Origin of the sequence: Rhodopseudomonas sp. BR0C11 (genome assembly GCF_010820945.1) — a bacterium.
GTDB lineage: Bacteria > Pseudomonadota > Alphaproteobacteria > Rhizobiales > Xanthobacteraceae > Rhodopseudomonas > Rhodopseudomonas palustris_H.
Map to the genome: position 1 here is coordinate 1 of NZ_QTKI01000331.1, position 5523 is coordinate 5523.

The 5523-nt window shown below is 66.3% G+C and carries 6 protein-coding genes; 3 read left to right on the plus strand and 3 right to left on the minus strand.

The features are described from left to right. Positions 1 to 42: 42 nt before the first annotated feature. The 3 genes from ispG to DYI24_RS20145 all read right to left on the minus strand — a co-directional run bounded on the left by ispG (position 43) and on the right by DYI24_RS20145 (position 2928). A complete protein-coding gene (gene ispG / locus DYI24_RS20135; protein ID WP_107342731.1) occupies positions 43 to 1338 on the minus strand; it encodes a flavodoxin-dependent (E)-4-hydroxy-3-methylbut-2-enyl-diphosphate synthase in 1296 nt (431 codons plus the stop codon). A gap of 13 nt (positions 1339 to 1351) precedes the next feature. Next, positions 1352 to 2275, minus strand: a complete 924-nt coding sequence (locus tag DYI24_RS20140; RefSeq protein WP_164573577.1) for a DMT family transporter — start codon at positions 2273 to 2275, stop codon at positions 1352 to 1354. A 164-nt stretch (positions 2276 to 2439) separates the two neighbouring features. Further along, positions 2440 to 2928, minus strand: a complete 489-nt coding sequence (locus tag DYI24_RS20145) for a Fur family transcriptional regulator (RefSeq protein WP_107354042.1) — start codon at positions 2926 to 2928, stop codon at positions 2440 to 2442. Between the two features lie 195 nt (positions 2929 to 3123). Between DYI24_RS20145 and DYI24_RS20150 the strand changes: the two genes are divergently transcribed. From DYI24_RS20150 to DYI24_RS20160, 3 genes are all read left to right on the plus strand, one after another. Beyond that, the gene (locus tag DYI24_RS20150; protein ID WP_107342728.1) at positions 3124 to 3609 is read left to right on the plus strand and encodes a MarR family winged helix-turn-helix transcriptional regulator; all 486 of its coding nucleotides are present in this window, start codon (positions 3124 to 3126) and stop codon (positions 3607 to 3609) included. Beyond that, positions 3602 to 4771, plus strand: coding sequence for an HlyD family secretion protein (locus tag DYI24_RS20155; protein WP_164573578.1), 1170 nt, complete (start codon positions 3602 to 3604; stop codon positions 4769 to 4771). Before DYI24_RS20150 ends, DYI24_RS20155 begins: the two co-directional genes overlap by 8 nt. A gap of 3 nt (positions 4772 to 4774) precedes the next feature. Continuing rightward, positions 4775 to 5523 (plus strand): DHA2 family efflux MFS transporter permease subunit (locus tag DYI24_RS20160; protein WP_164573579.1); only part of this gene is annotated, 749 nt, incomplete at its 3' end.

Genomic DNA, 5523 nt, shown 5'->3' on the forward strand with positions numbered 1-5523 from the left:
GATTCCAAACGCTCCGAATGAGAGCGCATGCGCGGCTTCGACTTACTCCGCCGCCGGCACCATCTGGGCAGCGCCGGGATTCGGCGTCGCGCCGTAGCGCTGCTCGATGTAGTCGATCACCAGCGCCTTAAAGTCGGACGCGATGGTGTCGCCACGCAGGGTGCGGAATTTCTGGCCGTCGACGAACACCGGAGCCGCCGGGGATTCGCCGGTGCCGGGGAGCGAGATGCCGATATTGGCGTGCTTGCTTTCGCCCGGGCCGTTGACGATGCAGCCCATCACCGCGACGTTGAGATTCTCGACGCCCGGATAGCGGCTACGCCATTCCGGCATCTCGTCGCGGATGAAGTCCTGGATCGAGCGCGCCAGCTCCTGGAAGGTCGTCGAGGTGGTACGGCCGCAGCCGGGGCACGCCGCGACCAGCGGCACGAAGGTGCGGAAGCCCATGGTCTGCAGCAGTTCCTGCGCGACCTGGACCTCACGGGTGCGGTCACCGCCCGGCTCGGGGGTGAGCGAAATTCGGATGGTGTCGCCGATACCCTGCTGCAGCAGGATGCCGAGCGCCGCGGACGACGCCACGATACCCTTCGAGCCCATGCCGGCCTCGGTGAGGCCGAGATGAATCGCGTAGTCGGAGCGCGAGGCCAGATCCTGGTACACGGCGATCAGGTCCTGCACCGCCGAGACCTTGGCGGACAGGATCATCTTGTTCTTGGGCAGGCCGATCTCTTCGGCGCGCGCGGCCGACAGCAGCGCCGATTGCACCATCGCCTCTCGGGTGACGGCGCGGACGTCGCGCGGATTGGCGGACGCGGCGTTCTCGTCCATCAGCTTGGTGAGCAGCTCCTGGTCGAGCGAGCCCCAATTGGCGCCGATGCGGACCGCCTTGTTGTTCCGAATCGCAATCTCGACGATGTCGGCGAACTGCGTGTCACGCTTGTTCTTGAAGCCGACATTGCCCGGATTGATCCGGTACTTATCGAGCGCCTCGGCGCAGGCCGGGTATTCGGCGAGCAGCTTGTGGCCGATGTAATGGAAGTCGCCGATGATCGGCGTGGTCAGGCCGAGCTTGCGGATGCCGTCGCGGATGTGCGGGACAGCGGCGGCCGCCTCCTCGCGATCCACGGTGATCCGGACCATCTCCGAGCCGGCCCGGGCCAGCGCGGCGATCTGCTTGATGGTGCCCTCGATATCCGCGGTGTCGGTATTGGTCATCGACTGAACGACGATCGGGGCACCGCCGCCGACGGCCACATCGCCGACCATGACCTGGGTGGTTTGGTGCCGCGGCGCGGGGCCGGCGACGTCGTCTCGCAGCGGATTTTCGAGCTTGTTCATGGTGGTCCGAATATCAGGTTTTGGTGACATTCAGCAATGGATCGTTGGGTGCAGGAACCGGAGCCGGCCGGTTCACGAGATAGAGACCGGCGATCACCAGCACCGCCGCGGCGCCGAATGCCGGGGTCAGCGGGTCGTGCATGATCAGATAGCCGGCCGCCACCCCGAATAAAGGGGTAATGAAGGTGAAAGCCGACAATTTGCTGGCCGAATAGGTCTTCACCAGCCCGAACCAGAGTAAAAATGTCAGTCCGACCACCCAGATGGTCTGATAGGCCATCAGCCCGAGCGACAACGTCGACGGCATTTTGGTGATGGTTTCGCCCGACAGCAGCGCCGCGGCGGTCAGAATCGGCACCGACATCGCCACCTGGTAGGCCAGCCCCTTCTCGGCCGGGGCCCGCTGTAGCCGGGTCCCCTTGACGATCAGGGTGGTCGCGGCCCACAGGGCACCGCCCCCGACCAGCATCAGATCGCCGAGCAGAACGCTGGCGTCGACATCGGCCTGCGGCACTCCGATCGCCAGCGCCACCCCGGCAAAGCTCAGCGCCAGCCCTGCCCATTGCATCCGGCGCAGCCGCTCGCCGAGCAGCCGGTAGGAGCCGAGCGCGACGAAGAACGGCGCGGTGTACAGGAACACGACCGCGCGCGACGCCGTGGTCAGCGTCAGGCCGTGATAGATCAGCACGAATTCCAGTCCGAACAGCATCCCGGCGAACAGCCCGGCGCGCAGCGTACCGTCGCGCTGGAACAGCTTCACCCGGCGCGATTTCGCGATAATCAAGATCACGATCAGGGCGCCGGCCGACCGGATCGCCGCCTGCAGGAACGGCGGAATATCCGGCAGCACCAGCTTCACGGCGATCTGGTTGAAGCCCCACGACAGGCAGCACAGCAGCATCAGCGCGATCGCGCCGGCGCTCAGCGGACGCCCCATGGTGCCGCTCACCGCAGCGGTCGCGGGGGCTTAATGATCAGGCGCGCGGGAATCGCCGGGGTCCGGCGTGACGTCTTGACCGACATGGTGCCTCCGGCTTTTCGCCGTGTTGTGGCGGGCGCTGGCGCGCCACGCTCCTCCCATGGATCAAGGCGTAAACTGCGTCAGGCGGCTTGGCAATGGCCGCACACGCCGGTGATCTCGACCACCGACATCTTCGGCGTGAACCCGGTCTGACGAGCGGCTTCGTTGAGGCGCTGCGTCACTTCGGAGGCCGGGACCTCGGCGACCGAGCCGCAACATTCGCAGATCAGGAACGCGACGGTGGCAGCGTCGTCGTGATCGTGGCCGCAGGCCAGGAACGCATTGCGGCTCTCGATCCGGTGCACCAGCCCGTTTTGCATCAGGAAATCGAGCGCCCGATACACCGTAATCGGCGCCGGACGCGGCATGTCCCGGGCCAGTTCCTCGATCACCTCATAGGCGCCGAGCGGCCGATGGCTGGACAGTAGTGCGCGCAACACCTGGCGGCGGATCGGCGTGAGGTTTTGCGAGCGGCCGGCACAGACCCGCTCGGCGTGTTCCAGACCTTCGGCGGAGCAGCGGTCGTGATCGTGCCCCGGCGCGGGGAAGGTCGGCTTCAATGCGGTCATCGGGCCCATCACACTCACGCGCCGGCCAACCGGGCCGGCTCATGTTCGAGCAACATCCTACACCGGGGCCGCGTTCAAGTCTCGCGACCGACCCAGGTTTGAGAGGCATGCGCAACTCGGATTTGTCGTATGCGAATCGGCGCCTTGAGAAATAATAAGCTTGCTTATCTTATGCAAAGCTTAGGAGGCGGCGCCATGACCCGGGGTCCGGAGGACCAGAACTTCATCTTTGCCTTTGCCGAGGTGCAGCGCCTGATGCGCGCCTATGCGGACAGGCAGGCCTCCCGGCACGGCATCACCCGCGCCCAATGGGCGGTGCTGGCCAAGGTGGAACGCGCCGAGGGGCTGAAGCAGTCCGAACTCGCCGAACAGATGGAACTGCAGCCGATCACCCTGACTCGGCTGATCGACAAGCTGTGCGACCACGGCTGGCTGGAACGCCGTAGCGACGACAGCGACCGGCGCTGCAAGCGGCTGTACCTGCGCGAAGCCGCGCGGCCGCTGCTCGGCAAGCTCGCCGGCCTCCGCGCCGAACTCACCGACACCGCGCTCGCCGGCCTGACGCCGGAAGATGCCCAGCGCCTGGTGCGGCAGATGCAGATCATCAAGGAAAACTTGCGTGGCGCGATCCAACAGCACTGCCACCGCGAAGAAAAACGACGGGAGGAGCACTATGGCTGAACCGGCCCTGAAATTTCCGACCGAGCAGAAGGAGCCTTCGGCCGCCCCGTCCGTCGCCGCCAGCGGCGGTCCGCGTCGCGGCCTCGGCGGCACGCTGCGTCGCTATCGGCGGCCGCTGCTGCTGGTCGTGCTGCCGATGGTGGCGCTGATCGGCGGCATCACCTTCTATCTGGAGGGCGGCCGCTACGTCACCACCGACGACGCCTATGTGGGCGCCCAGAAGGTGCTGATTACGCCGGACGTGGCCGGCAAGATCGTCGAAGTGACCGTCAAGGAAGGCCAGCGCGTCCAGCCCGGCGACGAGCTTTTCCAGATCGATCCGGTGCCGTTCCGCCTCGCGGTGGCGCAGGCCCAGGCCAAGCTCGCCGACGCCAAGACCAGCCACGCCAATCTGGTCGCCAACGTCAAGCTGTACGGCCAGACCATCGACCTGGTGAACGCCGGCATCGCGCTGAAGCAGCGCGACGTCGAGCGCAAGACCTCGCTGGTGCAGAGCCGCGCCGGCTCGCAGCTCGATCTCGACAACTCCACCGCGGCGCTGGTGACCGCGCAGGCGCAGCTGCAGCTCGTTAAGCAGCAGCAGTCGACCGCACTCAACCAACTGCTCGGCGATCCTGAACTGCCGCTCGAGAAATTCCCCGCTTACGCCCAGGCCAAGGCAGCACTCGACGACGCCGAACGTAACCTGCGGCTGTCGACGGTACGGGCGCCGATGAGCGGCACCGCCACCCAAGTCGACAACATTCAGCTCGGCCGCTTCGTCGCCGCCGGCACGCCGGTGTTCAGCGTGATCGACACGACGCAGCCGTGGGTCGACGCCAATCCGAAGGAAAGCGACTTCACCTATGTGGCGGTCGGTCAGACCGTGACGCTCGATGTCGACGCCTTCCCGGATCATCAGTTCAAGGGCCGGGTGTCGTCGCTGTCGCCGGGCACCGGCGCGCAATTCGCGGTGCTGCCGCCGCAGAACGCCACCGGCAACTTCGTCAAGGTGGTGCAGCGGGTGCCGCTACGCATCACGCTCGACGAGACCGATCCGATGATCAAGCGGCTGAAGGCCGGCATGAGCGTCAACGTCGCGATCGACACCCACCACCGCCGGTCGCTGGCCGGCCTGCTCGGCTTCGGCCGCGCCGCCGCGGCCCAGCCGGAGCACAACTAACCGATGGCGGGCGCGGCACAATCTCACGCGGTCCCCGGCTTCCGCCGGAACATGGTGACGATCTGCGCCATGACCGCGACGATCATGCAGGCGCTCGACACCACGATCGCCAACGTCGCGCTGCCCTATATGCAAGGCTCGCTGTCGGCCTCGCAGGACCAGATCAACTGGGTGCTGACCTCCTACATCGTCGCCGCCGCGATCATGACGGCGCCGGTCGGCTGGATCGCCAACCGGTTCGGCCGCAAGCGCATCTTCATCATCTGCTCGGCCGGGTTCACGATCGCGTCGGTGATGTGCGGCCTCGCCCAGGACATTACCCAGATGGTGCTGTTCCGGCTGCTGCAGGGGGTGTTCGGCGCCGCGCTGGTGCCGCTGTCACAGGCGGTGATGCTGGACAGCTACGCGCTGCACGAGCGCGCCAAGGCGATGTCGATCTGGGGCATGGGCGTGATGATGGGGCCGATCATGGGCCCCTCGCTCGGCGCCTGGCTGACCGAGACCTATTCCTGGCACTGGGTGTTCTTCGTCAACCTGCCGTTCGGCGCCATCACCGTGCTGGGCCTGGCGATGTTCATGGACGAGACCGACAAGAACCACGAACTGCGGTTCGACTGGTTCGGCTTCGCGGCGCTCGCGGTCGGCATCGGCGCGATGCAGCTCGCGCTCGACCGCGGCGAGCAGCTCGACTGGTTCAACTCGCCCGAGATCATCATCGAGTCGATCATCTCGGTGGTCGGGTTCTACTACTT